The following is a 26,595-nucleotide window of genomic DNA, read 5'->3' on the forward strand; positions in this document are numbered from 1 at the left end:
CCCGGCCCTCCGTCCGTTCCCGCCACGCCAACCGCCTGATGGAGCACCGAAGATGAGCCTCACCAAGACCCCCGGCGACCGGCCCGCCGAGCAGCGGCGGCAGGGCGTCACCGGCACCACCCTGAACGTCTTCTCGCACGCCTTCCTGGTCGCCTGGCTGGTGATGGCCGCGGCGCCGCTGCTGCTGGTCGTCCTCAACAGCCTCCGCCCGCACGGCGACATCGTCTCCGAGCCGTTCGGGCTGCCCACCGACCTGGAGTGGGCCAACTTCAGCAACGCCTGGACCTCGGCCAACATCGGCCGGTACGCGCTCAACTCGCTGATCATCCTGGCCGGTTCGCTGACCGGCACCATGCTGCTCGGCTCGATGGCCGCCTATGTGCTGGCGCGCTTCGAGTTCCCCGGAAACCGGCTGCTGCACCTGCTGTTCGTCGGCGGGATGATGTTCCCGATCTTCCTCGCCCTGGTGCCGCTGTTCTTCGTCCTCAACAACCTGGGCCTGCTCAACACCCGCCAGGGCCTGATCGTCGTCTACATCGCCTACTCGCTGCCGTTCACGATCTTCTTCCTGGTGGCCTTCTTCCGCACCCTGCCCGGCGCGGTCCAGGAGGCGGCGACGCTGGACGGCGCCTCGCACACCAGGACGTTCTTCCAGATCATGCTGCCGATGGCCAAGCCCGGGCTGATCAGCATCGGGATCTTCAACTTCCTCGGCCAGTGGAACCAGTTCGTGCTGCCCCGGGTGCTCAACGTCGGCGACCCGGACGACGCGGTGCTGCCCCAGGGCCTGGCCGCGTTGATGGTGCAGCAGGGCTACGAGGGGGACTGGGGCGCGCTCTACGCCGGCGTGACCCTGGCGATGATGCCGGTGCTGGTGGTCTATGTCGCCTTCCAGCGGCAGGTGCAGAGCGGGCTGACGGCGGGCGCGGTGCGCTGATCCCGCCGGGCCCGGCGCGCCGGCCGGCTTCGGTGGATTCCCGCACGAGGCCACCGTTCGGGGCGTTCACTTCCTATAGTGGGCCAGGTGCCGTCTCCCGTCGCAGGTGGGGCGGCCGGCGGAGGCGACGTTCGCCCGCTGGGTGACGGGATGTTCGGTATGTGGGAAGTGGAGTGAGCCGTGAAGACTCCGGGATCGCAGTCCTCGCTGCACCGGGCCAACCTGGAGCGGGTGATCAGGGCGGTCCGTGCCGCCGGCTCGCTCACCCAGGCCGACATCGCCAGGACCACGGGTCTCTCGGCGGCCACGGTCTCCAACATCGTGCGGGAGCTGAAAGAGTTGGGCACGGTCGAGGTGCGCTCCACCTCGGCCGGCGGCCGGCGGGCCCGCAGCGTCTCGCTCTCCAGCGACGCGGGCATCGTGGTGGGCGTGGACTTCGGCCACTCCCATCTGCGGGTCGCGGTCGGGAACCTGGCGCACCAGGTGCTGGCCGAGGAGGCCGAGCCGGTGGACGTGGACGCCTCGGCCGAGCAGGGCTTCGACCGGGCCGAGAAGCTGGTGGGGCGGCTGCTGGCGGTCGCCGGCGTGGACCGCTCCAAGATCATCGGCATCGGCCTCGGCGTTCCCGGGCCGATCGACATGACCAGCGGCACCATCGGCTCCACCGCCATACTGCCGGGCTGGCGCGGCACCAACCCGCGCGACGAGCTGGCCGCCAGGACGGGCGTCCCGGTGCACGTGGACAACGACGCCAACCTGGGCGCGCTCGGCGAGTCCGTCTGGGGCAGCGGCCGGGGCGCGGGTGACCTCGCCTACATCAAGGTGGCCAGCGGGGTGGGCGCCGGGCTGGTGATCAACGGCCGCATATACCGGGGCTCCGGGGGCACGGCCGGCGAGATAGGGCACATCACGCTCGACGAGTCGGGGCCGGTCTGCCGCTGCGGCAACCGGGGCTGCCTGGAGACGTTCACCGCCGCGCGCCATGTGCTGCCGCTGCTGGCGCCCATCCACGGGACCGAGTTGACCATGCGGCGGGTGGTCCAGCTGGCGCGCGAGGGCGACCCGGGCTGCCGGCGGGTGATCGCCGACGTCGGGCGCCATGTGGGCACCGCAGTGGCGCAGCTGTGCAACGTGCTCAACCTCAACCGCGTGGTGCTCGGCGGCGACGTGGCCGAGGCCGGGGAGATCGCGCTGGGGCCGATCAGGGACTCCGTCGGCCGGTACGCCATCCCCAGCGCGGCCCGTCAACTGACCGTGGCCGCCGGCGCGCTGGGCGGCCGGGCCGAGGTGCTGGGCGCGCTGGCGCTGGTGCTGCGGGAGATGGGCGACGGGATGCTGCTGGGCGCGGACCGGCCGGACTGACCGGCCCGACCGACCGCCGGGGCTGAACGCGCCGGCCCGGAAGACCCGCCCCCGCCCTGGTTGAACCTTCAAGAGGTAAAAACAACACAACGAAAAACAAAGCTTCAGAACTCCCCAGAGGCGCGCCCCCTTTAATGCCCGTGAATAGCGTTGTCAAACCTTCGCTTCCGCTCTAAGAGAAGGTCTCGATTTGGTTGAAGCTGGATTTATGTATTGACGACAAGAAGACGCCGGAGTTAGCTCTCACCGGACCGAATGGCCGCGAAGTGGCGGCCCGAGCGGGAGGCTTGACTAACGATGCGTCAACAACTGCGACTTGTCGGTATCGGCGTCGTGTCCCTGACCCTGGCCGTGGCGCTGGCCGCCTGCGGTGAGGCCGGCGGCGGCGATGACGACGACAACAACGAGGGCGGCGGCGGGGACGGTGGCGGCACCATCGGGCTCCTGCTCCCCGAGGACCGCACCACCAGGTACGAGTCCTTCGACCGCCCGTTCATAGAGGACAAGATCGGCGAGCTGTGTCCTGACTGCTCCATCGAGTACAACAACGCCAGCGAGGACACCAACCTCCAGAAGCAGCAGTTCGACGCGATGCTCACCGGCGGCGTCGACGTGATCATCCTCGACCCGGTGGACGCGTCCGCCACCGGCACCTGGGTCGAGGAGGCCGAGGCCGAGGGCGTTCCCGTCGTCGCCTACGACCGGCTCGCCGAGGGCCCGATCGAGGCCTATGTCTCCTACGACAACGAGGCGGTCGGCCAACTCCAGGGCCAGGCCCTGCTGGACGCCCTGGGCGACGAGGCCGAGGGCTCCCGCGTCGTGATGATCAACGGCTCGCCCACCGACCCCAACGCCGCGCTCTTCAAGTCGGGCGCCGAGTCGGTCCTTGAGGGCACCGCCGAGATCGTCGCCAGCCAGGACATCGACGGCTGGGACGCCGCGCTGGCCAACGAGGAGATGAACGCGATCATCGACTCGGTCGGCGCCGACGGCTTCGACGCCGTCTACGTCGCCAACGACGGCATGGCCGCAGGCGTGATCAACGCCCTCCAGGCCGCCGGGATCACCGACGTGCCGGTGGGCGGCCAGGACGCCGAACTCGCCGGCCTCCAGCGGATCGTCTCCGGCGAGCAGACCTTCACGATCTACAAGGCGCTGCGGCCCGAGGCCGAGATCACCGCCGAGATCGCCGTCCGCCTGCTCAACGGCGAGGACTTCGCCGACCTCGCCCCCGACAGCGTGGACAGCCCCACCAACGACGGCATCCCGTCCACCCTGTTGGAGCCCGTGCCGGTGACCGTCGACACCATCACGGACACCGTGATCGCCGACGAGTTCTACGCGCCCACCGACATCTGCACCGCCGAGTTCGCCGACGCCTGCCAGGAAGCCGGCCTCGGCTGATCGCCGCACCGCCCGGACCCCGCCCCCCGTCGATCCGTCCCGGGGCGGGGCCGGGCCAACGCAGCGCAAGGAGCTGACCCCACGCATGACCGCCGCACCCGTTCTGGCGTTGCACGGCGTCTCCAAGCGGTTCGGCGCCGTCCAGGCGCTGACCGACGTCGACCTGGAGATCCGCGCCGGCCACGTGACCGCCCTGGTGGGCGACAACGGAGCCGGAAAATCAACCCTCATCAAGACCATCGCCGGGGTCCACCCCATCGACTCCGGCCGCATCACCTGGAAGGGGCAGGAGGTCCGGATCGTAAAGCCCCACGACGCCCAGGAACTCGGCATCGCCACCGTCTACCAGGACCTCGCCCTGTGCGACAACCTCGACGTGGTCGCCAACCTCTTCCTCGGCCGGGAACTGCGCACCGCGCACATCCTGGACCAGGTGGCGATGGAGCGCGAGGCCCGCGAACTGCTGGACACCCTCTCCATCCGCATCCCCAGCGTGCGCATCCCCGTCGCCTCGCTCTCCGGCGGCCAGCGGCAGGTGGTCGCCATCGCCCGCGCCCTGGTCGGCTCGCCCGAGGTCGTCATCCTCGACGAGCCAACCGCCGCCCTCGGCGTCGAGCAGACCGCCCAGGTGCTCGACCTCGTGGAACGGCTCCGCGACCGGGGCCTCGGCGTCATCCTCATCAGCCACAACGTCGCCGACGTGCGCGCGGTGGCCGACGACGTCGCCGTGCTGCGGCTGGGCCGCAACAACGGCGTCTTCCAGGCCGCCGACACCAGCGGCGAGGAGATCATCGCCGCGATCACCGGCGCGACGGACAACGCGGTCACCCGGCGCAGCTCGCGCAGGGACCAGCCGCGCGACGCCGAGCCCGAGCAGAACACCGACGCCCAGGGCGCGGAGGAGGAAGCCTGATGAGCGACAAACTCGCGCCCGACCCGCGCCTGTTGGTGCGGGAACGCGGCCTGGCCGGCTATGTGGAGGACTTCCGCCGCCGGATCGCCGGCGGCGAGCTGGGCTCCATCCCGGTGATCATCGGCATGATCATCATCGCCGTCGTCTTCGAGGCCCAGACCGGGACGTTCCTCTCCCCGCGCAACCTCAGCAACATAACGGTCTACATCGCCGGCCCCGGCATCATGGCCGTCGGCATCGTGCTGGTGCTGCTGCTCGGCGAGATCGACCTCTCGGTCGGCTCCATGGCCGGCCTGTCCGCCGCGATCTGGGCGGTGCTCTCCGTCAGCCACGGGGTCAACGACCTCGTCGCCATCGGCCTGGCCATCCTGGCCGGCGCCGCCGTCGGCACCCTGCACGGCTTCTTCTTCGCCAAGATCGGGGTCCCCGCCTTCGTGGTCACCCTCGCCGGTTTCCTCGGCTGGAGCGGCCTCCAGATCTGGGTGATGGGCGACGAGGGCACCATCAACATCCCCCGCGACAGCCTGGTGCGGGACTTCAACAACTTCTACTTCTCCGACATCGCCGCCGCCTACGGCCTGGCCGCCGTGCTCAGCCTCGGCTACCTGGCCGCGCTCGTCTTCCAGGAGCGGCGGCGCGGCGCCGCCGGGCTGCCCACCCGGCCGCTGAGCGAGATCATCCTGCGCGTCGGCCTGGTGGCGGTGGCCGCGTTCGTCACCGCCTACACCCTCAACCAGCACCGGGGCCTGCCGCTGGCCCTGGTGATCTTCCTGGCGATCCTGCTGCTCGCCGACTTCATGGTCCGTCGCACCACCTACGGCCGGCAGATCTTCGCCGTCGGCGGCAACGCGGAGGCGGCCCGCCGCGCCGGCATCAACGTGGAGCGCGTCCGGCTGACGGTGTTCACCATCGCCAGCGCGCTGGCCGCGCTCGGCGGCCTCTTCTACGCGGCGCAGGCCGGCGGCGCGTCCAAGAGCCTCGGCTCGGGCAACCTGCTGATGAACGTGATCGCGGCGGCCGTCATCGGCGGCACCAGCCTCTTCGGCGGGCGCGGCTGGGTCTGGTCGGCGCTGCTGGGCACCCTGGTCATCCAGTCCATCACCACCGGGCTCAACCTGATGGGCATGGCCAGCGAGATCCAGTACATGATCACCGGCGCCGTGCTGCTGGTGGCCGTCGTCCTCGACTCGGTCTCCCGCAGGACGCAACGCACCGCCGGCCGAACATAGGTGCCGTACCGCCGAGTTGACAGGTCACCCGGGTCCCGAGCGACCCGGGTGACCTATCTCGCATCCTGAGACCCCCTGGCGGCGACCGGCGCACTAGACTCTCCGGGTGATGGGTGCCCCGAAGCGAGGAGGAACGGTGTCGTTGCTGACCGGTATCTCGGGACCGCGCGATCTGGACCGGCTCACCCCGGAGCAGCTCGTCGAGCTGGCCGGAGAGATTCGCACCTTCCTGATCCAGGAGGTCTCCAAGACCGGCGGGCACCTCGGCCCCAACCTCGGAGTCGTCGAGCTGACCATCGCCCTGCACCGGGTCTTCCACTCACCGGCCGACCGCGTCCTGTGGGACACCGGCCACCAGTCCTACGTCCACAAGCTGCTCACCGGCCGCCAGGACTTCACCGGGCTGCGCACCAGGGGCGGGCTGTCCGGCTACCCCTCGCGCGAGGAGTCCGAGCACGACGTCATCGAGAACAGCCACGCCTCCACCGTCCTCGGCTGGGCCGACGGCCTGGCCAAGGCCAACCAGCTGCGCGGCGTCGACCAGCACGTGGTCGCCGTCACCGGCGACGGCGCCCTGACCGGCGGCATGGCCTGGGAGGCACTCAACAACATCGCCGGCGCCAAGGACCGCCCCCTGGTGATCGTCGTCAACGACAACGAGCGCTCCTACGCGCCCACCATCGGCGGCCTCGCCAACCACCTGGCAACGCTGCGCACCACCGAGGGCTACGAGCGCTGGCTGGAGCGCGGCAAGCAGATGCTCAACCGCACCCCCGTCGTGGGCCGCCCGCTCTACGGCACCCTGCACGGCGCCAAGAAGGGCCTGAAGGACGTCATCGCCCCGCAGGGCATGTTCGAGGACCTGGGCCTGAAGTACGTGGGCCCGATCGACGGGCACGACATCCAGGCGTTGGAGTCCGCGCTCCAGCGCGCCAAGCGCTTCGGCGGGCCGGTCATCGTGCACTGCCTCACCGAGAAGGGCCGCGGCTACCAGCCGGCCCGCGACGACGAGGCCGACCAGTTCCACTCGGTCAACGTGATCCACCCCGACACCGGCCTGCCGGTGTCCGTCTCGGGCGCCGACTGGACCTCCGTCTTCGGCGACGAGATCGTCCGCATCGGCCACGAGCGGCCCGATGTCGTCGCCATCACCGCCGCCATGCTGCGGCCCGTCGGCCTCAAGCGCTTCGCCGAGGAGTTCCCCGACCGGGTCTTCGACGTCGGCATCGCCGAGCAGCACGGCGCGGTCTCGGCCGCTGGGCTGGCCACCGGCGGGCTGCACCCGGTCTTCGCCGTCTACGCCACGTTCCTCAACCGCGCCTTCGACCAGCTGCTGATGGACGTCGCGCTGCACCGCTGCGGCGTCACCTTCGTGCTGGACCGCGCCGGCGTCACCGGCCCCGACGGCGCCTCCCACCACGGGATGTGGGACATGTCGATCCTCCAGGTCGTCCCCGGGCTGCGGCTGGCCGCCCCGCGCGACGCCGACCAGCTGCGCGCCCAGCTGCGGGAGGCCGTGCAGGTCAAGGACGCGCCCACGGTGCTGCGTTACTCCAAGGGCAAGGTCGCCGCGCCCGTCGCCGCCGTCGGCCGGATCGGCGGGATGGACGTGCTGCGGGACGCCGGGACCGACCGGCCCGACGTGCTGATCGTCTCCGTCGGCGCGCTGGCGCCGCTCTGCCTGGAGGCCGCCGCGCTGCTCGACCGGCAGGGCATCAGCGCCACCGTCGTCGACCCTCGCTGGGTCAAGCCGGTCGACCCCGAGCTGCCCGCGCTCGCCGCGCGCCACCGGGTGGTCGCCACCGTCGAGGACAACAGCCGCGCCGGCGGCGTCGGTTCGGCGATCGCGCAGGCCCTGCGGGACGCCGACGTGGACGTGCCGCTGCGCGACTTCGGCATCCCCGCCCGCTTCCTGCCGCACGGCAGCCGCGACGAGGTGCTGGCCGAGGCCGGCCTGACAGCCCCCGCCATCGCCCGCCAGGTCACCGGCCTCGTCGCCCGCCAGGAGGGCCGGCTGGACCCGGCCGGCCTGGGCAGCGACTGACCCCGGCCGAACCCGCGACGCCGCTCGTCCCCCGTGGCGAGCGGCGTCCGTTCCACGCGTCGAACGCGTCGAACGTTCAGCCCTGGACGGCCGCCGGGTCCATCCACATGACCTCCCAGTGGTGGCCGTCCAGGTCGTAGAAGCTGCGGCCGTACATCCCGTCCATGTCGACCGGGTCGCCGGCCGCCGTGCCGCCGGCCGCCAGCGCCCGGTCGGCCAGCTCGTCCACGGCCTCCCGGCTGTCCGCGCTCAGCCCGATGAGCGCCTCCTGGTGGGTACCGGTGTCGGCGAGCTGCTTCTTGGTGAACGTCTTGAAGAACTCCTCGGTGAGCAGCATCGAGTAGATCGTCTCGCTGATCACCAGACAGGCCGCGTTCTCGTCGGAGAACTGCGGGTTGAAGGAGTACCCCAGCTTGGTGAAGAACTCCTTGGACCGCTCCAGGTCCTTCACCGGCAGGTTCACGAAGATCATGGTGGACATGGTGTGCTCCCTCTCGTTCCCGCCGCCGCTCCCCGCGGTGGCTTACGACAGGACAGACCGGGGGCTCACCGGAAACTCATCGCCCGCCCGGCGGAATCCTCGAAAGAAGTTCGCGCGGCCCCCACACCTCGGCGCCCAACTCCCGCACCCGGCCCCGCAGCTCGCGGTCGGCGGTGACCACCAGGCAGCGCCGCCCCGGCTCGGCCGCCCGCACCAGCTCCACCATCGCGTCGTCCCCGCTGCCCGCCGCCGAGACCACCCGCACCCCCGGCACCGAGGCCACCCCGCGCGCCGCGCCCTCCACGACCAGCACCGGCTCCCCGAAGCCGGCCAGGCCGGCGAGCCGGTCCCGCAGCCGCTCGGCGGCGCCCCGCCGGTCCCGCCACCAGCCGTCGGGCACCGAGCCCACCACGTTGGCGCCGTCCACCAACAGCAGCGGCGCCCCACCCGGGTCCACCGGGTCGGGCGCCGCGCCGTTCGCCTGCTCGTCCGTCACGCGGACGACCCTACTCCGGCAGGCTCGCCACCCCGGGCGCCAACAGCCGCCGGCCCAGCACCCGCTGGGAGACCCCGGCCCGGTCCAGGTAGGGGGTGATCCCGCCCAGGTGGAACGGCCAGCCGGCGCCGGTGATCAGGCACAGGTCGATGTCCTGCGCCTCGGCGACCACGCCCTCGTCCAGCATCAGCCCGATCTCCTCGGCGATCGCGTCCACCGCGCGGGCCCTGACCTGCTCCTCGGAGAGCACCCGGTCCCCGACCTCGAAGAGCGCGGCGACCTCCGGGTCCAGCTGCGGCTTGCCGCCGCTGTGGTCGTAGAGGGTGCGCTTGCCGGCGGCCACCACGCGGCCCAGGTTCTCCGAGACGCCGAACCGCTCGGGGAACGCCTCGTGCAGGGTGCCCGCCACATGGTGCGCCACGGCCGGGCCCACCAGCTCCAGCAGCACCATCGGCGACATCGGCAGCCCCAGCGGCGCCAGCGCGTTGTCCGCCACCTCGACCGGGGTGCCCTCGTCGATGGAGGCCAGCACCTCGCCCATGAAGCGGGTCAGGATGCGGTTGACGACGAACGCCGGGGCGTCCTTGACCAGCACCGCCGACTTCTTCAGCTGCTTGGCCACGGCGAACGCGGTGGCCAGCGACGCGTCGTCGGTGCGCTCGGCGCGCACGATCTCCAACAGCGGCAGCACCGCGACCGGGTTGAAGAAGTGGAAGCCGACGACCCGCTCCGGGTGCGCCAGCCGCGAGGCCATCTCCGTGACCGAGAGCGAGGAGGTGTTGGTGGCCAGGATGGCGTGCTCCGGCACCACCGCCTCAAGCTCGGCGAACACCTGCCGCTTGACGCCCATCTCCTCGAAGACGGCCTCGATCACGAAGTCCGCGTCGGCGAACGCGCTCGCCTTGTCCAGCGAGCCGGTGACGTTCGCCTTCAGCCGGTTGGCCTGGTCCTGGCTCAGCCGGCCCTTGAGCAGCAGCATGTCCAGCTGCTCGTGGACCCAGCCGACGCCCTTGTCCACCCGCTCCTGGTCGATGTCGGTGAGGACCACCGGCACCTGGAGGCGGCGCGCGAAGAGCAGCGCCAGCTGCGAGGCCATCAGCCCCGCGCCCACGATCCCGACCTTGGTCACCGGACGCGCCAGCGACTTGTCCGGCGCGCCCACCGGGCGCTTGGCGCGGCGCTGCACCAGGTTGAACGCATAGAGCCCGCTGCGGAGTTCGTCGCTCATGATCAGGTCGGCCAGCGCCTGGTCCTCGGCGTCGAAGCCGGCCCGCAGGTCCCCGTTGCGCACCTGGGCGATGATGTCCAGCGCCCGGTAGGCGGCGGGGGCCGCGCCGTGCACCTTCTCGTCGGCGATCTCCCGGCCCCTGGCCACCGCCTGGTCCCAGGTCTCGCCCCGGTCCGGGTCCTGCCGGGCGATCTCGATCTCGCCGCGCAGCACCGCCGAGGTCCAGATCAGCGACTGCTCCAGGAAGTCCGCCGCCTCGAAGAGGGCGTCGGCGATGCCCAGTTCGTAGACCTTGGGCCCGGTGAGCATCCGGTTCTGGTTGAGCGCGTTCTCCACGATGACCGTCACCGCGCGCTCCGCGCCGATCAGGTTGGGCAGCAGGGTGCAGCCGCCCCAGCCGGGCACCAGGCCGAGGAAGACCTCGGGCAGCCCGAACGCGCCGATCGAGTCGGAGACCGTGCGGTAGGTGCAGTGCAGGCCCACCTCGACGCCGCCGCCCAGCGCAGCGCCGTTGTAGTAGGCGAAGCTGGGCACCGCCAGGCTGTTCAGCCGGCGGAAGATCGCGTGCCCGCCGATGCCGATGGCCAGCGCCTGCTCGCGTTCGGCGATCACCTCGACGCCCTTGAGGTCGGCGCCCACCGCGAAGACGAACGGCTTGCCCGTCAGGCCCACGCCGACGATCTCGCCGGCGTCCGCCTCGGCGGCCACCCGGTCGATCGCCGCGTCGAGGTTCGCCAGCGAACGGGGCCCGAACGTCGTCGGCTTCTTGTGGTCGTGGCCGTTGTCCAGGGTGATCAGGGCGAACCGGCCCGCGCCGTGCGGCAGTTCCAGGTGGCGCACGTGCGCCTGGGTGACCACCTCGTCGGGGAAGATCTCGGCCGCCTTGCGCAGCTGCTCCGCGCTACTCACTGTGACTCCTTCACCTGCTCGCTGGACCGGGGTGCCGAACGTGGGCTCACTTGCCCTCCCAGTGCGGGTTCTCCCAGATGACCGTGCCGCCCATGCCGAAGCCGACACACATGCTGGTCAGCCCGTACCGCACCTGCGGCTGGTCCTCGAACTGCCGGGCCAGCTGGGTCATCAGCCGCACCCCTGAGGAGGCCAGCGGGTGGCCGTAGGCGATCGCGCCGCCGTACTGGTTGACGCGGGGGTCGTCGTCGGCGATGCCGTAGTGGTCCAGGAGCGCCAACACCTGGACGGCGAACGCCTCGTTGATCTCGAACAGGCCGATGTCGTCGATGGTCAGGCCCGCCTTCGCGAGGGCCTTCTCGGTGGCCGGGATCGGGCCGAAGCCCATCACCTCGGGCTCGACGCCGGCGAACGCGAACGCGACCAGCCGCATCCGCACCGGCAGGCCCAGTTCGGCCGCCACGTCCTCGCCGGCCAGCAGCGAGGCGGTCGCGCCGTCGTTGAGGCCCGCCGCGTTGCCCGCCGTGACCCGGCCGTGCGGGCGGAACGGGGTCTTCAGGCCGGCCAGCCCCTCCAGCGTGGTGCCCGGGCGCATCGGCTCGTCCGCCGTGGCCAGGCCCCAGCCCAGCTCGCCCTCGCCCTCGGTGCGCCGCACCGAGACCGGCACCAGGTCCTGCTGGATCTTGCCGTCCGCGTACGCCTTGGCCGCCTTCTCCTGGCTGCGCACCGCGTACTCGTCGGCCCGCGCCTTGGTCAGGTGCGGGAACCGGTCGTGCAGGTTCTCCGCCGTCATGCCCATGAAGAGGGCCGACTCGTCGACCAACTTCTCGGAGACGAAACGGGGGTTGGGGTCGACCTGCTCGCCCATCGGGTGGCGGCCCATGTGCTCCACGCCGCCGGCGATCGCCACGTCGCTGGCGCCGAAGGCGATGGCGCCCGCGCTGGTGGTCACGGCGGTCATCGCGCCCGCGCACATGCGGTCGATGGAGTAACCGGGAACGGACTGCGGCAGCCCGGCCAGCAGCGCGGCCGTGCGGCCCAGCGTCAGGCCCTGGTCGCCGATCTGCGTCGTGGCGGCGAGCGCCACGTCGTCGACCCGCTCGGGCGGCAGCTGCGGATTGCGCCGCAGCAGCTCCCGGACGCACTTGACGACCAGGTCGTCGGCGCGGGTCTCGTGGTAGATCCCCTTGGGACCCGCCTTGCCGAACGGGGTGCGGACGCCGTCGACGAACACGACGTCCCTAGCGGTACGCGGCACGATGCCCTCTCTCTCCACGCCGAGATTCTGCGATCCGGGACCCATGCTACTAGTGGGTAACTGTCAGGCAAGACTCGCCCGTCGTCCGGGTCGCACATCACAGGCCCGGACGCAGCCGCCCGGCGGCTCAGCCCTCGGAGAGTGCCTTGGCGAGCAGCTCGGCGGTCTGGCCGATCTGCCACTCCCTGGCGCCCAGCGCGCGCAGCGCCGCGCCGACCGCCTCGGGACCGGCCTCCGCCGGCGGCTCCCAGCACACCCGCCGCACCAACTCCGGGGTCAGCAGGTTCTCCTGCGGCATCCGCAGCTCCTCCGCGCGCGCCGTCACGGCGGCCCGCGCCGCCGTCAGCCGGGCGGCGGCCGCCGGATCGCGCTCGGCCCAGGCGCGCGGCGGCGGCGGGCCCTGGGTCTGCGGCGCGGTCTGCGGCAGCTCCTCCTCGGGCAGCTCCCTGGCCCGGTCGATCGCTGCCTGCCACTGCGCCAGCTGGCGGCGGTTGGTCCGGTGCCCGAAGCCGGGCAGCGCGGCCAGCGCCCTGGTGTCCCGGGGCAGCGCCTGCGCCGCGGCGACGATCGCCGCGTCCGCGAGGACCTTGCCCGGCGACAGGTCGCGCCGCCTGGCCGTCTCGTCCCGCGCCTCCCACAGCTCGCGCACCACGCCCAACTGCCGCCGCTTGCGCACCTTGTGCACGCCCGAGGTGCGGCGCCACGGGTCCTTGCGGGGCGGCGGGGGAGGGGCGGCGGCGATCGCGGCGAACTCCTCCAGCGCCCACTCCAGCTTGCCCTGGTGGCGCAGCTCCTCCTCCAGCGCGTCGCGCAGGTCGACGAGCAACTCGACGTCGAGCGCGGCGTAGCGCAGCCAGGGCTCGGGCAGCGGGCGGCTGGACCAGTCGACGGCCGAGTGGCCCTTCTCCAGGCTGTAGCCGAGCACGGTCTCCACCATCACGCCAAGGCCGACCCGGGCGAACCCGGCCAGCCGGCCGGCGAGTTCGGTGTCGAAGAGGCGGGTGGGGCGCATACCTATGTCGCGCAGGCAGGGCAGGTCCTGGGTGGCCGCGTGGAGCACCCACTCGGCGTCGGCGATGGCCTCGCCCAGGGCGGAGAGGTCGGGGCAGGCGACCGGGTCGATCAACGAGGTCCCGGCGCCGGCCCGGCGCAGCTGCACCAGATAGGCGCGCTGCCCGTAGCGGTATCCGGAGGCGCGTTCGGCGTCCACGGCGACGGGGCCGGAGCCGGCGGCGAGTCCTTCGACGACGGCGGCGAGCGCGGCCTCGTCGGCGATCACCGGGGGGACGCCCTCCCGGGGCGTGAGCAGGGGAACCGGCGCGGGGCCGGTGGCCTCGGGGGAGGGCTGGTCAGACGTTGACTCGGTGATCTGTTGGGCGTCGCTCACCTGTCAAGGGTAACTGTGCGCTCATGGAGTACAACGTCTCTCCCACGCCCCGGCGCACGCCCGGGGGCGCGCGCCGAGAGCGGGGGTCAGTGAATGATGCCGGTGCGCAGGGCGACCGCGACCATTCCGGCGCGGTCCCCGGTGCCCAGTTTGCGGGCGATCCGGGCGAGGTGGCTCTTGACGGTGAGCGCCGAGAGGCCCATCGAGACGCCGATGGCCTTGTTCGACTGGCCCTCCGCCACCAGCCGCAGCACCTCGACCTCGCGGCCGGACAGCTCGCGGAAGCCGCCCTGGTGGGCGGGGGCGCCGGGCTGCCGGCGGTGCATCCTGGCGGCCGCGCCGATGTGCGCGGCGCCGTGTCGGGTGGGCGGACCCAGGTTGTTACGGGTGCCGGTGACCACATAGCCCTTGACGCCACCGGCGAGGGCGTTGCGCACCGCGCCGATGTCGTCGGCGGCGGAGAGGGCGAGACCGTTGGGCCAGCCGGCGGCCCGGGTCTCGGAGAGCAGGGTCAGGCCCGAACCGTCGGGCAGGTGGACGTCGGCAACGCAGATGTCGCGCGGGTTGGCGACTCTGGGGCGGGCCTCCGCGATGGACGACGCCTCGATCACGTCCCTGACTCCGAGAGCCCACAGATGGCGGGTCACGGTGGAACGGACGCGGGGGTCGGCCACGACGACCATGGCGGTCGGCTTGTTGGGGCGGTAGGCGACCAGGCTTGCGGGGTGCTCAAGAAGAACAGACACCGGGCCTCCCGGAGGGTGGGGTGGGGAAGGAACCGACTCCGTAAGAGGGGAGTCGGGGCGATCCGGATGGAAGGGTCACAGACCTCTTCGGCACGAAGCTCCGGCGCCTTTAGGGAATGATCACGAACCGGTGATTCCGCGTCACGACCCTGACAGTCGGCGTGTCCCGCGCGGCGCCCCCGGCCGGTCAGCCGGGGCGCGGGCCGCGTCGGCGGGGCAGCGCCGTGACCGGGGTCCCGCTGGACTCGGGCGGCAGCCCGGCGCACTGCGCCAGCAGCCCGCACCAGGCCAGCAGGTGGCCGGCGGCGTCGGCCGGGTCGGCCGGCGTCCAGGACGCCCGCAGCTCCAGCTCGGCCCGGCCCTCGCGGTCGGCCAGGCCGCCGAAGTACGCCGAATCCGCCCTGGTCACCGTCCCGTTGGGGACGTCGAGCGGCACCGCCCTGGCCGTGAGCGCCTCGGTCAGCCAGGACCAGGCGACCTCGGGCAGCAGCGGGTCGGTCGCCACGTCGGGCTCCAGGTCGGCCCTGGCCAGGGTGACGATGCGGAACTCGCCGCCCCAGCTGTCGTCGCCGGCCGGGTCGTGCAGGAGAACGAAGCGCCCGTCGGCCAGCTCCTCGTCGCCCTCGCTCACCGAGGCGCCCAGCGCGTGCGCGTAGGGGGCGAGCCGGCGGGGCGGTGGCAGCGGGGAGAGGCTGACCTCGGGCCGGGGGCGGACCGCCTGGAGCGCGGCCACCGCCTGCCGGAACACGGGCGGTGCCCCAGCCCCGGGGTCGCTCATCTCCGCCGACTCCTCCGCTGTGTGGGTGCGAGACGCTGCCATGGCGCGTAACCCTAGGCGCCCGAGCGGTCCGCCGCCGGTAGCCACACCCGGGGGCGCGGGCCCAACCGAGTGCCGTGCGAGACTTCTTCCGTGACTGTGACCGACTCCGTGTTTCTGAAGGCCTGCCGTCGCGAACCGGTGCCGCACACCCCCGTCTGGTTCATGCGACAGGCCGGCCGTTCGCTTCCCGAGTATCGCAAGGCGCGCGAGGGCATCGCGATGCTGGACTCCTGTATGCGACCGGAGTTGGTCACCGAGATCACCCTCCAGCCGGTGCGCCGGCACGGGGTGGACGCGGCCGTCTACTTCAGCGACATCGTGGTGCCGCTGAAGGCGATCGGCGTCGACCTGGACATCAAGCCGGGCGTCGGGCCGGTGGTCGCCGAGCCGTTCCGCACCCGCGCGGACCTGGCGCGGCTGCGCCCGCTGACGCCCGATGACGTCTCCTATGTCACCGAGGCGGTGCGGCTGACCACGGCCGAGCTGGGCGACATCCCGCTGATCGGCTTCGCCGGCGCCCCGTTCACCCTCGCCAGCTACCTGGTCGAGGGCGGTCCGTCGAAGAACCACGAGCACACCAAGGCGCTGATGTACGGCGACCCGGAGCTGTGGTCGGCGCTGCTGGACCGGCTGGCGGAGATCACCTCGACGTTTCTGAACGTGCAGATCGAGGCGGGCGCCTCGGCGGTGCAGCTCTTCGACTCCTGGGTGGGCGCGCTGGCGCCGGCCGACTACCGGCGTTCGGTGCTGCCGGCCTCGACCCGGGTGTTCGACGCGGTGGCGCACCACGGGGTGCCCCGCGTCCACTTCGGCGTCGGGACGGGCGAGTTGCTCGGGGCGCTGGCCGAGGCGGGGCCCGACGTGGTCGGCGTGGACTGGCGGGTGCCGCTGGACGAGGCGGCCCGCCGGGTCGGCCCCGGGCGCGCGTTGCAGGGGAACCTCGACCCGGCGGTGCTGTTCGCGCCGACGGCCGTCGTCGAGGAGCAGGCGGACCGGGTGCTGGACGCGGCGCGGGACCTGCCGGGCCATGTCTTCAACCTCGGTCACGGCGTGCTCCCGGACACCGACCCCGACGCGTTGACCCGGCTGACGGCCTACGTCCACGAGCGGACGGCGCGGTAGAACCCGGGCCCGGGCGGGCCGACGGCGGGACCAGCCGCCGGCCCGCACCGTCTCAACTCCCGTTCTCCGGCGTGGACCTGCCGGCGGCGTCGGGCGCTTCGGGGGCGTGCGCCGGGCGGGGGAGCGGCGGCGGCGCGGCGACCGGCGGCGGGGGAACGGGCCGGGAGGTCCGCAGCCGGTCCAGCGGGAGGCGCGGGCGCAGCAGCCGCCACAGCAGCCACAGGACGGCCAGCAGCGCGACCACCGGCAGCGCGGCGCCGACCGCGATCGCGATCCAGACCAGCACCAGCCAGACGAACTCCACGCCGCCCAGCAGCGCGTCCAGCACCGAGGGCCGCTCGTCTTCCTCTTCGACTGGCTGCGGCGCCGGCTCGCCCTCCCGGTACAGCTCCAGGGTGACGGTCGCCATCGCGGTCTGGCCGCGCAGCGCCTCCAGCCGCGCCTCCAGCGACTCCAACTCCGCCTGACGGGTGCTGAGTTCGGACTCCAGGCGGACGATCTCGTCGAGCGTGGTGGCCTCCTCCATCAGGTCCCGCACCCGGTCGATGCTCTCCCGCTGGGTCTCCAGGCGGCTCTCGGTGTCGACGATCTGGTCGCCCACGTCCTCGGTGGTCAGCTCGCGCGAGGACAGCTCGCCCAGCTCGGCGAGGTCGCCGAGCAGCCCCGCGTACCCCTCCTTGGGGACGCGCAGGGTCAACGTGGAGTACGGCTCGTCCTCGCCGCCCGTGGTGGACTCGTCGCTGACATAGCCGCCGGCGGCCTGGGTCAGCCGCACCGCCTCGGCATAGCTCTCCGGCACGCTCTCCACGGCGACGGTGAGCGTCGCGGTCTGGATCAGCTGGGACGGGTCGGGCACCTCGGCGACCGTGGACAGGTCGGCCGAGTCCTCGGCGCCCGCCTCGCCCTCGGCGCCCTCCCGGGTGGCGTCCTCCGACGGCAGTCCGCCCTCGGCGTCCTCGGTGCCGTCGAACTCGGCGGACGCCTCGTTCGCCGCGTCGCCGCCGGACTCGTCCCCCATCCCTGAGCTGGTGCAGCCGGCGAGCAACGCCCCGCCCGCCAGCAGCGCGGCCAGGGCCAGCGCGGGTGCGCGGCGTCTGCCGCCCCGGTTACCTCGGCGCATGAGTCGCATCCCCCTTTCGCGTCGATCCCTTCGACGCGTCGTCTCGGTCGTCGCGCGACCGCGGAGTGCCCCCCAACTGACCGGGAGCGGTTACCTCTTGGACGGGGCTGGCCGGCCGCCGGTTGTCGCCGCCGGGTTCCGATGAGGTCACACGGAGGACTCGGGAAGGCGTCTGCGACAGTGGACCCATGCATGTGATCGTCGTCGGCGGCGGGATCTCCGGACTCGCCGCCGCCCATCGGCTGCTCGCCGCCGGCCTCCGGGTCACCGTCCTGGAGTCGAACCGGCGCCTGGGCGGCAAGCTCCACACCGGGCACGTCGCCGGCGTCCAGGTGGACCTGGGCGCCGAGTCGCTGCTGGCCAGACGCCCGGAGGCGACGGAACTGGCGCGGGCCGTCGGGCTCGGCGACGCGCTGCGGCCGCCCGCCGTGACCAGCGCGGCGATCTGGACGCGCGGCGAGCTGCGGCCGATGCCGCAGGGCCAGGTCATGGGCGTGCCCGACAGCGCGGCCGCGCTGGCCGGGGTGCTCTCCGACAGCGGCCTGGCCCGCATCGCCCGGGACGCCGAACTGCCGCCGCTCGCCGTCCACGAGGACGTCGGCATCGGGCAGCTGGTGGCCGAACGGATGGGGAACGAGGTGGCGGACCGGCTCGTCGACCCGCTGCTCGGCGGGGTCTACGCCGGCGACGCCTACCGGATCTCGCTGCGGTCCGCCGTGCCCAAGCTCTACGAGGCGGTCCGCAAGCACGACTCGCTGCTGGCCGCCGTCCGTTCGCTGCGCCCCGAGCCCTCGGCGGCGGGCGCCAGGACCCCGGTCTTCACCGGGATCGAGGGCGGCGTTGGCACGCTGGCCGCCGCCGTCGCCGAGGACGTGGCCGGGCGGGGCGCCGTGATCGAGACGGGCGTCGCCGTCACCGGGCTGCGCCGCACGGCGCGTGGCTGGGTCGCGGCGCTGGACGACGGGCGTTCGCTCGCGGCCGACGGGGTGCTGCTGGCCGTTCCCGCGCCGGCCGCCGCGCGGCTGCTGGCGGCCGAGGCGCCGGCGGCGGCCGGGGAGTTGGGCTCGGTCGAGTACGCCTCGATGGCCATCGTCACGCTGGCCTTCCGCCGCTCGGAGCTGGCCACGCTGCCGCGCGGCAGCGGCTTCCTGGTGCCGGCGGTCGAGGGGCGGACCATCAAGGCGGCGACGTTCACCAGCGGCAAGTGGGACTGGGCGGCGGCCGCCGACCCGGAGCTGTTCGTGCTGCGGGTCTCCGTCGGCCGCTTCGGCGAGGAGGGCGCGCTGGAGTGGGACGACGCGGACCTGGTGCGCGTCGCCTTGGACGACCTCGGCGAGGCGGCGGGGCTGCGCGCCACCCCCGTGGACAGCGTGGTGACCCGCTGGTGGCAGGGGCTGCCGCAGTACACCGTCGGCCATGACGCGCGGGTCGCGCGGGTGCGCGGGTACCTCGCCGGGCTGCCGGGGCTGGGCCTGTGCGGCGCCGCCTACGACGGGGTCGGCGTCCCGGCGTGCATCGGCGGCGCCGAGCAGGCGGCGGCCGAGCTGCTGCGCACCCTGCCGACGGGCCCGCACGGCGAGGCGGGAGAATAGGCGCCATGACGAACGCACCCGAGAAGCCCACCGGCAAGCGCGCCAAGGAGCTGAACGACACCATCCGCTACACGCTCTGGTCGGTCTTCCGGCTGCGGGACGTGCTGCCCGAGGACCGGTCCGGGCTCGCCGAGGAGGTCGACGTCCTCTTCGAGCAGCTGGCCGCCAAGGACGTGGTGGTGCGCGGCACCTATGACGTCTCCGGGCTGCGGGCGGACGCGGACGTGCTGGTCTGGTGGCACGCGGCCACCTCGGACGCGCTCCAGGAGGCGTACAACCTCTTCCGCCGCACCGGCCTGGGCCGGCTGCTGGAGCCGGTGTGGTCGAACATGGCGTTGCACCGGCCGGCCGAGTTCAACAAGTCGCACATCCCGGCCTTCCTGGCCGACGAGACGGCGCGCGACTACGTCAGCGTCTACCCGTTCGTCCGCTCCTACGAGTGGTATCTGCTGCCGGACGAGGAGCGCCGGGCGCTGCTGGCCGAGCACGGGAAGATGGCGCGCGGGTACCCGGACGTGCGGGCGAACACGGTCGCCTCGTTCTCGTTGGGCGACTACGAGTGGATTCTGGCGTTCGAGGCCGACGAACTGCACCGCATCGTCGACCTGATGCGCCATCTGCGGGCCTCCGGTGCCCGGCGGCACGTGCGGGAGGAGATCCCCTTCTTCACCGGCCGCCGCCGGTCGGTCGGCGAGCTGGTGGCCGGGCTGGCCTGAGCGCGCGCGGCGCGGCGTTGCTGGGCGCGCGGCCCGCGCCGCCGGCCCGGAGCGGTGCGGAGCGGCCCGGAGCGGTGCGGAGCGGCCCGGAGCGGTGCGGTCCGGTTCGGTGCGGCGGGCCGTGGTCAGCCCCCGCCGCAGCCGCCGCCCCCGCAGCCGCCTCCGCCGCCACAGCCCCCGCTCCCGCCGCCGCAGCCGCCACCTCCGCTTCCACCGTCACCGCCGCAGCCGCCCGCGGCGCCGCAGCCCGCGCCCCAGTAGGGCGACGTGGCGGTGGCCGCCGGCGCCGTGGCCGCCGCGAGGATCGCGCCACGGAACTGCTCGACCAGCTCCCCGCCCAGCACCGCGATCCCGCCCAACGCCACGGCGCCCGCCAGGCTGTCGAGCAGCCGGGGCCGGTAGGCGCGGAGTTGACGCATCGTCTCCCGGCCCAGCGGCGGCAACGAGGAGGACGGCGGCGCGAGGACGAAGGAGCCGATCAGCGCCACCAGGCCCAGCGCCGGCCCCAGCAGCGTCCAGACCGTCTGCGCCGGCTCGCCGAGGCTGAGCGCCACCAGCGAGAACGGCGCGCTGAGCAGGGCGAAGCCGGCGACCAGCCGGCTGAGCACGATGGCCCGCCCCCAGGCCCGGCGTTCCCTCGGCAGATAGGTCAGCCCACGGGACGCCAGGCCCTCGCCGACCTCCCGCACGAGCGGGGAGCCGATCAGCTCAGCGCGCACCCGGTCCAGCGGGGCGCCCCACTCCTCGCCGAGGACGGCGAGGGCCGCCCGTTCCAGCGGGTCGTCGGCGACCGGCCGCACCACCCGCACCCAGCGGTCCTCGATGGTGACGCGTTCCTTCTCCCACAGGCCGACGAGGACCGTGTCCGCGACCCGTTCCGGGCCGCCGGCCAGGAACGCGGCCTCGGCGACGGTGCCGACGCCGAGCTTCGCCAGGGCCGGCGTGCTGGGCAGGGCACGGGACCGCAGGGACCCGGCCCAGACGAGGGCGGCCAGGGCCAGCAGCCCCGGGCCTATCGACAGCGCGAGCCACATCCCGCTCACCTCTCCTCCCGCCGCCTGCGCGGCCTGATGCCCCTGACCGCCCGGCGCAGCGGGCCGGGGCGGGGCGGTTCCTGCTCGTCCAGCCAACGGGCCAGCCGCCGGCGGACGTTCGGGCTCAGTTCGATGCCCGGCTCCGGGCCGAGCAGCTGGCGGGCCAGCGCGACCGCGTCCCGGCGGTAGCCGCCGGTCAGCGGGTGCCGCGCCGCGTAGGCGCGGACCGCGCGCGGGTAGTCCTCGCCCAGGATCTCCTTCAGCTCGGGCGCCACCTTCGCCAGCACGCCCGCGCGCTTGGCAACCAACGCCCGCCGCTGGGCGGCCAGTCGGTCCTCGTCGAAGCCGGCCGGCGGCGGCGCGCCGGCCACCAGCGAGGCCAGCAGCGCGTCCTGCGCGGCGGCCAGCCGGCGCCGGGCCGCCACCAGCCCGCCGGGCTCGCCGCCCGGCGCGACGGACGGGGACTCAGCCATGGCGCACCCGCTCCCGCTCGACCACCGCGCGGATGGCGGCCAGCTCGCCGGCCAGCTCACCGCGCGAGGGGAAGTCGGCGTCCCGCTCCAGCATCACGCCCGGCGGCGTGGCCCGCGCGCACAGCTCGTCCAGCACCGCCAGCACCTGCGGCGGAACGGGGTGGGCGTGGCTGTCGTGCCAGAGCCCGTCCCGTTCCACGCCGCCGGCGACATGGACATAGGCCAGCGCCTCCAGTGGCAGCGCCGCCAGCGCCTCGGCCGGGTCCTCGCCCCGGTTGACGTGGTTGGTGTGCAGGTTGGCCACGTCGATCAGCAGCCGCACCCCGGTGCGTTCCACCAGCTCGCCCAGGAACTGGGCCTCCGTCAACTCCTCGTCGGGCCAGGAGAAGAGCGTCGCGATGTTCTCCAGCGCCAGCGGCACGGGCAGCGCGTCCTGGGCGATCCGGACGTTGGCGCACAGCACGTCGAGCGCGTCCCTGGTGCGCGGCACGGGGAGCAGGTGGCCGGCCTCGATCGCGGGCGTCCCGGTCAGCGCGCCGCCGGACCTGACGAACGCGATGTGCTCGGTGACCAGCGGCGAGCCCAGCGCCTGGGCGACCGAGGCCAACTCCACCAGCCGCGCGGGCGAAGGCCGCGCCGCGCCGCCCAGGCCGAGGCCGACGCCGTGCGGGACCACCGTGGTGCCCCGCGCCCGCAGGCGTTGGAGGGCGTCGGGCGGGTGGTCGGCGCAGACGTTCTCCGCGACCACCTCGACCCAGTCGATCCCCGGCAGGCCCTCGATGACGTCGGCCAGCTCGGGCCGCCAGCCGATCCCCAGGCCCAGTCGATCCGTGTTCCCCATCGGCCCCTCCCCGTGTTCCCCGTGTGCCCCCGTGATCCCCGTCGGGGACCGGCCCCCGCCGGTTGTCCCTGTCACCACCATCCCCCCGCCGACGCCCAACAACCGGGCAACGGGGAGGATTTGAGGTACTTCTGAGCTGGTTCTGAGCCGGATCTGAGCTTTCCCGCCCGAATGCCCGGAAACGGCGACCTGGCCGTGGTCGTTGGCGGCGACCGAGCGACCGAGCGACCGAGCGACCGAGCGACCGAGCGACCGAGCGACCGAGCGACCGAGCGGCCGAGCGGCCGAGCGGCCGGTCAGGCGGGCGTGCCCGCGTCCCTGGCCAGCGCGGTCAGCCGGGAGACGGCGCGGAAGTACTTCTTGCGGTAGCCGCCCCGCCGCATCTCCTCGCTGAAGAGGCGGTCGAACGGCACGCCCGAGGCCAGCACCGGGATCTCCCGGTCGTAGAGCCGGTCGGCCAGCACCACCAGCCGCAGCGCCGTCGTCTGGTCGGGCACCGGGCGCACGTCCGTCAGGCAGACCAGGTCCACGCCGTCGCAGAGCGCCCCGTAACGGCTGGGGTGGACCCGGGACAGATGGTCGAGCAGCGCCCCGAAGTCGTCCAGCGTCGCGCCGTCGGTGGCCCGGGCCGCCGCGACCACCTCCTCGGTCGGCCTCGGCGGCGGCGCCTCGGGCAGGCCCCGGTGGCGGTAGTCCTCGCCGTCCACCCGCAGCGGGCGGAAGTGCGCGGCCAGGCCCTGGATCTCCCGCAGGAAGTCGGCGGCGGCGAACCGGCCCTCGCCCAGCTTCCCCGGCAGCGTGTTGGAGGTGGCGGCCAGCGCGACGCCCTCCTCGACCAGCCGGGCCAGCAGCGAGGAGATCAGCACCGTGTCGCCCGGGTCGTCCAGCTCGAACTCGTCGATGCACAGCAGCTGATGGCCGGCGAGGGTGCGCACCGTCTGCTGGAAGCCGAGCGCGCCGACCAGGTTGGTCAGCTCGACGAACGTGCCGAACGCCTTCCGCTCCGGGGGCGCCGGGGCCGCGTGCCACAGCGAGGCGAGCAGATGCGTCTTGCCGACGCCGAAGCCGCCGTCCAGATAGACCCCGCGCGGCCCGGTCGCCACGCTCCTGCGGGAGAACGCGCGCAGCAGCCCGCGCCGCCCGCCGCCCCCGGACCCGCCGTCGAGGGTGGCGGCGAAGTCCTCCAGCGCCTTGACGGCGGCGCGCTGACTCGACTGCGCCGGGTCGGGGACATAGGTGTCGAAGCGGACCGCGTCGAAGCGCGGCGGCGGCACCAGCTCCGCCGCCAGCCGCTCGGCCGGCACCTGGGGCGAACGGGCGCTGAGCGCCGGCGGCTCGCCGTCCGGGCCGGTCGACTGGGGTGCGCTGGGGGTGGACACGGTCTTCGATTCTACGCCAGACGGGTGGTACCGGCCGGTTCGGGCCGCTGTGCCAGACTGCGCCCCATGCGCCGCCTGTACCCCGCGCCCGCCCCCGCGCGCGCCGCCGCCGCGTCGGCCTCGCCAGGACTGGCCTCACCAGGACTGGAAGAGCTGGCCGGGCTCGCCGAGGACTACGCCTACCCGGAGCCGGTCGCGGCCGACGGCTGCTGGCTGCGGGCCAACATGGTCGCCTCGTTGGACGGCGCCGCCCACCACGGCCACCGTTCCCAGCCGCTCTCCGGGCCGGCCGACATGCGGGTCTTCGGGGTGCTGCGGGCGCTGGCCGACGCCGTGGTGGTGGGTGCGGAGACGGTGCGCCGCGAGGGCTACCGGCCCGCGCGCGTCCGCGCCGAGTTCGCGGAACGGCGGGCCGCCGCCGGGCAGGCGCCGGCCGCTGCCATCGCCGTGGTCAGCTCCCGCCTCGACCTCGACTTCTCGCTGCCGCTGTTCGCCGCGCCCAGCGTGCCGACGCTGGTGGTCACCGGCGCGGGCGCCCCGCCGGCGCGGCTGGCGGCGGCGGCCGAGGCCGGCGTCGAGGTGGTCATCGCCGGCGAGGGCGGCACGGCCGAGCCGCACCGGATCAGGGCCGAGCTGGCGGGCCGCGGCCTCACCCGGCTGCTGGCCGAGGGCGGGCCCAGGCTGCTGGGCGCGTTCGCCGGCGCGCGGGCGCTGGACGAGCTGTGTCTGACGGTCGCACCCCGGCTCGCGCTCGGCGCGGCGCCCAGGATCGCGACCGGGCCCGAACTGCCCGAGCCCCACGCGTTCCAGCTCACCGACCTGCTGGAGGAGGACGGCTTCCTCTTCCACCGCTACCGTTCCGCCACGCCTCCCGCCGGCTGAGAGGGGCCGGGCGGGGCGCACGACGTGGGGCGCCCGGGGCGTACGCCCGAAGGGTCTGACAATCTGCGGAATGTGACGTTCCGCTTATTCTGGTGTGGGCAGACTGAAGGGACGCGACGCCGTGTCAACGACGGTGTTTCGCCACGACGGGGAGCGCGGACCGGCCGACGAAGGGCGCAGAGCGTGATCACGACTGTCCTCATGATCGAGAAACCCCTGGTGCCCACCGACACCGAGCTGGTCACCACCCTGCACGGCGACGAGGAGCAGTCCTTCGTGGTGCTGATGCAGCCGCGCGGCGACCAGGACCAGCTGCTGCGGGCGTTGGACGACGTGGCGCTGGGCGAGTTCGGGGACGCCGTGCGGGAGCCGGACGAGCCGGAGGGCGAGGAGGCCGTGCCGCCGGCCGCGCGCGGGCTCGACCACTCGCTGGACGCGCTGCGCGCCACCGGCGCCGAGGCCGTCGGCCAACTGGTGACCGACCGCCCGCTGGACGTGCTGGCCTCGGTGGTCGCGGAGACCCGCGCCGACGAGGTGGTGGTGCTCACCGCGCCGCACTACGTCGAGGAGCTGTTCCACCGCGACTGGGCCTCCCGCGCCCGGCACCGGGTCGGGGTCCCCGTGCTGCGGCTCTTCGCCCACACCGAGTAGCCCGGTCCGCCCGGTCCGCCCGGCCCGGGCCAAGGAGCCCCCGGCCGGCCCTGCGCGGCCCGGCGCCGGGCGGGTGCGACAATCGGCGGGCTACCGCGTCGAGCAGGTTGAGCAGGGAGACGGACGATGACCACGGCGATCCCACCCGGGATGGAACGACCGCACTTCATCGGCATCGGCGGTGCCGGCATGTCGGGCATCGCCAAGCTGCTGGCCGGGCGCGGCGCCGCCGTCGCCGGCAGCGACTCCCGCGCCTCGGAGACCACCGCCGCGCTCACCGCACTGGGCGTCACCACCCACGTCGGCCACCGGGCCGAACACCTCGCGGGCGACGCCACCTGCGTCGTCGTGTCCAGCGCCATCCGGCAGGACAACCCCGAGCTGGTCGAGGCCGCCCGCCGCGCGCTGCCCGTGATCCACCGGGCGGAGGCGCTGGCCGCGCTGCTGGCCGGCACTCGCTCCATCGCCGTCGCCGGCACCCACGGCAAGACGACCACCACCTCGATGCTGGCCGTCGCCCTGACCACCCTCGGCCTCTCGCCGTCCTACGCCATCGGCGGCGACCTGGACGTGCCCGGCTCCAACGCGGCGCAGGGCACCGGCGACCTCTTCGTCGTCGAGGCCGACGAGAGCGACCGCAGCTTCCACCACTTCCGGCCCGAGGTGGCGATCATCCTCAACGTGGAGCTGGACCACCACGCCAACTACGCCTCGATGGACGAGATCTACGACTCGTTCGAGACCTTCGTGGCGGGCATCAGGCCCGGCGGCACGCTGGTGATCAACGCGGACCAGGAGGGCGCGCGCAAGCTCACCGCGCGCCTGGCCGGGCGCCCCGAGCTGACCGTGGTCACCTACGGCGAGGCGGCCGACGCCGACGTGCGGGTGACCGGGCTCCGGCCGAAGGGCCTGACCAGCGAGGTCACCGTCGAACTCGGCGGCGAGAAGCTCACGTTCGAGGTGTCAGTCCCCGGCCGGCACTACGCGCACAACGCGGTCGCCGCGCTGGCCGCCGGCGTCGCGGCCGGGGTGCCGGCCGCCGCGCTGGCCGCCGCGCTCGCCAGCTACACGGGGGTGCGCCGCCGCCTCCAGTTCAAGGGCGAGGCCGGCGGGGTGCGGGTGATCGACTCCTACGCCCACCACCCCACCGAGATGGCCGCCGACCTGGAGGCGATCAGGGACGGCGCGGGGGAGGGCCGGGTGCTGGTCGTCTTCCAGCCGCACCTCTTCAGCCGCACCCGGGAGTTGGGCGCCGAGATGGGCCGGGCGCTGGCCCTGGCCGACGCCAGCCTGGTGCTGGAGATCTATCCCGCCAGGGAGGACCCGATCCCCGGCGTCACCAGCGCGCTGATCGTGGACGCGGCCCGCCGCCACGGCGCCGAGGTCACGGCGGTGCCGACCAGGAACGCCGTGCCCGACGCGGTCGCGGGAATCGCCGGGCCTGGCGACCTGGTTCTCACCATGGGGGCCGGCGACGTCACCGAGCTGGGGCCGCTCATCCTGGGGCGGCTCGCCGCCTGACGCGGCCGGGCGCGGCCCCCACCGAGAAGACCCGGCCACCGAGAAGACCC

General features: G+C 73.6%; 22 protein-coding genes and 1 pseudogene. 12 read left to right on the forward strand and 11 right to left on the reverse strand.

Annotated elements, in window-relative coordinates:
• The first annotated feature begins 52 nt into the window (after positions 1-52).
• From FH609_RS09775 to dxs, 6 genes are all read left to right on the forward strand, one after another.
• Complete coding sequence (locus FH609_RS09775; RefSeq protein ID WP_139666863.1) at positions 53-937, forward strand: carbohydrate ABC transporter permease; 885 nt, start codon at positions 53-55, stop codon at positions 935-937.
• Positions 938-1,117: 180 nt separating this feature from the next.
• Positions 1,118-2,299 carry an ROK family transcriptional regulator gene (locus tag FH609_RS09780; protein ID WP_139666862.1) on the forward strand — a complete coding sequence of 394 codons (1,182 nt, stop codon included), beginning with the start codon at positions 1,118-1,120 and terminating at the stop codon, positions 2,297-2,299.
• Between the two features lie 297 nt (positions 2,300-2,596).
• A complete protein-coding gene (locus FH609_RS09785; protein WP_139666861.1) occupies positions 2,597-3,703 on the forward strand; it encodes a substrate-binding domain-containing protein in 1,107 nt (368 codons plus the stop codon).
• An 85-nt stretch (positions 3,704-3,788) separates the two neighbouring features.
• Complete coding sequence (locus tag FH609_RS09790; RefSeq protein ID WP_139666860.1) at positions 3,789-4,616, forward strand: ATP-binding cassette domain-containing protein; 828 nt, start codon at positions 3,789-3,791, stop codon at positions 4,614-4,616.
• Entirely contained in the window at positions 4,616-5,845 is a 1,230-nt protein-coding gene (locus FH609_RS09795) for a sugar ABC transporter permease (RefSeq protein ID WP_139666859.1), read from the forward strand. Before FH609_RS09790 ends, FH609_RS09795 begins: the two co-directional genes overlap by 1 nt.
• Positions 5,846-5,981: 136 nt before the next feature.
• A complete protein-coding gene (gene dxs / locus FH609_RS09800; protein WP_193317830.1) occupies positions 5,982-7,889 on the forward strand; it encodes a 1-deoxy-D-xylulose-5-phosphate synthase in 1,908 nt (635 codons plus the stop codon).
• Positions 7,890-7,965: 76 nt separating this feature from the next.
• On the opposite strand, the gene FH609_RS09805 is transcribed toward dxs, so the two are convergent.
• The 7 genes from FH609_RS09805 to FH609_RS09835 form a co-directional block, all read right to left on the reverse strand.
• Positions 7,966-8,370 (reverse strand): VOC family protein, encoded by a 405-nt coding sequence (locus FH609_RS09805; protein ID WP_139666857.1) that lies wholly within the window; start codon positions 8,368-8,370, stop codon positions 7,966-7,968.
• Between the two features lie 76 nt (positions 8,371-8,446).
• Positions 8,447-8,866 (reverse strand): NTP pyrophosphohydrolase, encoded by a 420-nt coding sequence (locus FH609_RS09810; RefSeq protein ID WP_226961531.1) that lies wholly within the window; start codon positions 8,864-8,866, stop codon positions 8,447-8,449.
• A 10-nt stretch (positions 8,867-8,876) separates the two neighbouring features.
• Complete coding sequence (locus tag FH609_RS09815; protein WP_139666856.1) at positions 8,877-11,003, reverse strand: 3-hydroxyacyl-CoA dehydrogenase NAD-binding domain-containing protein; 2,127 nt, start codon at positions 11,001-11,003, stop codon at positions 8,877-8,879.
• A 46-nt stretch (positions 11,004-11,049) separates the two neighbouring features.
• The gene (locus FH609_RS09820; protein WP_139667027.1) at positions 11,050-12,261 is read right to left on the reverse strand and encodes a thiolase family protein; all 1,212 of its coding nucleotides are present in this window, start codon (positions 12,259-12,261) and stop codon (positions 11,050-11,052) included.
• Between the two features lie 127 nt (positions 12,262-12,388).
• Positions 12,389-13,648 (reverse strand): HRDC domain-containing protein, encoded by a 1,260-nt coding sequence (locus FH609_RS09825; RefSeq protein ID WP_139666855.1) that lies wholly within the window; start codon positions 13,646-13,648, stop codon positions 12,389-12,391.
• Between the two features lie 86 nt (positions 13,649-13,734).
• Positions 13,735-14,394 carry a response regulator transcription factor gene (locus FH609_RS09830; RefSeq protein ID WP_122399705.1) on the reverse strand — a complete coding sequence of 220 codons (660 nt, stop codon included), beginning with the start codon at positions 14,392-14,394 and terminating at the stop codon, positions 13,735-13,737.
• Between the two features lie 187 nt (positions 14,395-14,581).
• Positions 14,582-15,214 carry a DUF3000 domain-containing protein gene (locus tag FH609_RS09835; protein WP_193317829.1) on the reverse strand — a complete coding sequence of 211 codons (633 nt, stop codon included), beginning with the start codon at positions 15,212-15,214 and terminating at the stop codon, positions 14,582-14,584.
• Between the two features lie 90 nt (positions 15,215-15,304).
• On the opposite strand from FH609_RS09835, the gene hemE reads away from it, so the two are divergent.
• Positions 15,305-16,336 carry a uroporphyrinogen decarboxylase gene (gene hemE / locus FH609_RS09840; protein WP_226961532.1) on the forward strand — a complete coding sequence of 344 codons (1,032 nt, stop codon included), beginning with the start codon at positions 15,305-15,307 and terminating at the stop codon, positions 16,334-16,336.
• A 52-nt stretch (positions 16,337-16,388) separates the two neighbouring features.
• Here hemE and FH609_RS09845 read toward each other — a convergent pair whose 3' ends face one another.
• On the reverse strand, positions 16,389-17,456 hold the full coding sequence (locus FH609_RS09845) for a DUF4349 domain-containing protein (protein WP_193317828.1): 1,068 nt from the start codon (positions 17,454-17,456) through the stop codon (positions 16,389-16,391).
• 188 nt (positions 17,457-17,644) lie between these two features.
• On the opposite strand from FH609_RS09845, the gene hemG reads away from it, so the two are divergent.
• Both hemG and hemQ read left to right on the forward strand, forming a co-directional pair.
• Positions 17,645-19,048 (forward strand): protoporphyrinogen oxidase, encoded by a 1,404-nt coding sequence (gene hemG / locus FH609_RS09850; protein ID WP_139666852.1) that lies wholly within the window; start codon positions 17,645-17,647, stop codon positions 19,046-19,048.
• Between the two features lie 5 nt (positions 19,049-19,053).
• Entirely contained in the window at positions 19,054-19,764 is a 711-nt protein-coding gene (gene hemQ / locus FH609_RS09855) for a hydrogen peroxide-dependent heme synthase (RefSeq protein ID WP_139666851.1), read from the forward strand.
• 125 nt (positions 19,765-19,889) lie between these two features.
• Here hemQ and FH609_RS09860 read toward each other — a convergent pair whose 3' ends face one another.
• The 3 genes and pseudogenes from FH609_RS09860 to zapE all read right to left on the reverse strand — a co-directional run bounded on the left by FH609_RS09860 (position 19,890) and on the right by zapE (position 23,491).
• Entirely contained in the window at positions 19,890-20,798 is a 909-nt protein-coding gene (locus FH609_RS09860; RefSeq protein ID WP_226961559.1) for a TIGR04222 domain-containing membrane protein, read from the reverse strand.
• 5 nt (positions 20,799-20,803) lie between these two features.
• A pseudogene (locus tag FH609_RS09865) lies at positions 20,804-22,112 on the reverse strand (DUF692 family multinuclear iron-containing protein).
• 296 nt (positions 22,113-22,408) lie between these two features.
• Positions 22,409-23,491, reverse strand: coding sequence for a cell division protein ZapE (gene zapE / locus FH609_RS09870; protein WP_139666849.1), 1,083 nt, complete (start codon positions 23,489-23,491; stop codon positions 22,409-22,411).
• A gap of 66 nt (positions 23,492-23,557) precedes the next feature.
• On the opposite strand from zapE, the gene FH609_RS09875 reads away from it, so the two are divergent.
• The 3 genes from FH609_RS09875 to murC all read left to right on the forward strand — a co-directional run bounded on the left by FH609_RS09875 (position 23,558) and on the right by murC (position 26,545).
• Positions 23,558-24,373, forward strand: coding sequence for a dihydrofolate reductase family protein (locus tag FH609_RS09875; RefSeq protein ID WP_139666848.1), 816 nt, complete (start codon positions 23,558-23,560; stop codon positions 24,371-24,373).
• A gap of 183 nt (positions 24,374-24,556) precedes the next feature.
• A complete protein-coding gene (locus FH609_RS09880) occupies positions 24,557-25,024 on the forward strand; it encodes an indole-3-glycerol phosphate synthase (protein WP_139666847.1) in 468 nt (155 codons plus the stop codon).
• Between the two features lie 126 nt (positions 25,025-25,150).
• Entirely contained in the window at positions 25,151-26,545 is a 1,395-nt protein-coding gene (murC, locus tag FH609_RS09885) for a UDP-N-acetylmuramate--L-alanine ligase (RefSeq protein ID WP_139666846.1), read from the forward strand.
• Positions 26,546-26,595: the final 50 nt, after the last annotated feature.

Origin of the sequence: Streptomyces sp. 3MP-14 (genome assembly GCF_006334905.2) — a bacterium.
GTDB classification, from domain to species: Bacteria; Actinomycetota; Actinomycetes; order Streptomycetales; family Streptomycetaceae; genus Streptomyces; species Streptomyces triticirhizae.

Bases quoted from the DNA above. Each gene is read 5' to 3' on its own strand.
- FH609_RS09775 (WP_139666863.1), top strand. From the start codon at position 53: ATGAGCCTCACCAAGACCCCCGGCGACCGGCCCGCCGAGCAGCGGCGG.
- FH609_RS09785 (WP_139666861.1), top strand. From the start codon at position 2,597: ATGCGTCAACAACTGCGACTTGTCGGTATCGGCGTCGTGTCCCTGACC.
- FH609_RS09790 (WP_139666860.1), top strand. From the start codon at position 3,789: ATGACCGCCGCACCCGTTCTGGCGTTGCACGGCGTCTCCAAGCGGTTC.
- FH609_RS09795 (WP_139666859.1), top strand. From the start codon at position 4,616: ATGAGCGACAAACTCGCGCCCGACCCGCGCCTGTTGGTGCGGGAACGC.
- FH609_RS09805 (WP_139666857.1), bottom strand. From the start codon at position 8,370: ATGTCCACCATGATCTTCGTGAACCTGCCGGTGAAGGACCTGGAGCGG.
- FH609_RS09835 (WP_193317829.1), bottom strand. From the start codon at position 15,214: ATGGCAGCGTCTCGCACCCACACAGCGGAGGAGTCGGCGGAGATGAGC.
- FH609_RS09845 (WP_193317828.1), bottom strand. From the start codon at position 17,456: ATGCGCCGAGGTAACCGGGGCGGCAGACGCCGCGCACCCGCGCTGGCC.
- hemG (WP_139666852.1), top strand. From the start codon at position 17,645: ATGCATGTGATCGTCGTCGGCGGCGGGATCTCCGGACTCGCCGCCGCC.
- hemQ (WP_139666851.1), top strand. From the start codon at position 19,054: ATGACGAACGCACCCGAGAAGCCCACCGGCAAGCGCGCCAAGGAGCTG.
- FH609_RS09860 (WP_226961559.1), bottom strand. From the start codon at position 20,798: ATGTGGCTCGCGCTGTCGATAGGCCCGGGGCTGCTGGCCCTGGCCGCC.
- FH609_RS09875 (WP_139666848.1), top strand. From the start codon at position 23,558: ATGCGCCGCCTGTACCCCGCGCCCGCCCCCGCGCGCGCCGCCGCCGCG.
- murC (WP_139666846.1), top strand. From the start codon at position 25,151: ATGACCACGGCGATCCCACCCGGGATGGAACGACCGCACTTCATCGGC.